Source organism: Cognatundibacterium luofuense (assembly GCF_018139685.1).
In the GTDB taxonomy this organism is placed as follows: Bacteria; Pseudomonadota; Gammaproteobacteria; order Burkholderiales; family Burkholderiaceae_D; genus Undibacterium; species Undibacterium luofuense.
In genome coordinates this window covers 1-775 of sequence record NZ_JAGSPN010000048.1, presented here as the reverse complement: position 1 = coordinate 775, position 775 = coordinate 1, and the positions used below count along the sequence as shown (strand labels likewise).

1 protein-coding gene is annotated in these 775 nt (G+C 55.9%); it reads right to left on the bottom strand.

Annotated elements, in window-relative coordinates; translation table 11 throughout:
- On the bottom strand, nt 1–755 hold a 755-nt coding region (locus KDM89_RS19210), incomplete at its 3' end, for a transcription antitermination factor NusB (protein WP_329604699.1).
- Between the last annotated feature and the right edge of the window lie 20 nt (nt 756–775).

The window sequence follows — 775 nt, the reverse complement described above, 5'->3', positions numbered from 1 at the left end:
AGCTGGGCAGCGGCATCCTGTACTGACACCATGCCGTCTTCAAAGCCAGGGATCAACTGCACCGGCATCGGTTTCTTCAATTTGATCGCGACCGGGCCAATCTGACTGGCGGCGATACCGTGTTCTGCCAGCAGGGCCAGATAGGCCTGAGGGTTGGTTTGACGCTGATTCACGCGCAGCGTCATGGGTGGAGCGACATTGCCTGCTTTGAGTATGGTTTGCCAGTCCTGCGGCCAGGCGGCTTTGGTCTGATCGACCCACCATTGCGGATAATTCCAGACCGCTGCCGGTTGCTTACTGACCAACTTCAGTAATTCGTCTTTTTCACGCAGATAGCGACGCAGCACCGCGTTGACCATGCCCTTGGCAAATACCATGTGCGAGTTTGAACTGGCCGCATTGACTGCCTGATCAACCACCACAAAATCCTCGTAGGGAGCCTCTTCTCCTTCATTGCGCACCAATAAAGTCAGTGCGCAGCATAACAAGCCGTACAGCAAAGCAGGTTCCGGCGTTTTATTGGTCATGGCCTTGAGCAACGCATCGACTTTGCCTACCTGACGCATGGTACGGTAAGAAATATCCTGAATCGCACCGCGTGCCTGAGGCTGCGCATCGGTTTGCACAAATACCTTGCTGAGGGCTTGCGGCAATGCAGTACCTTCCAGCACATAGGCGACGGCCTGGGCCGCACCGGCTAGGCTGAAAGCCAGTGAATCCGGTTTGATGTCCAGCAGCGGTATGCTGTTTTCCAAGGGTTTGGCGCTCGCAGGGC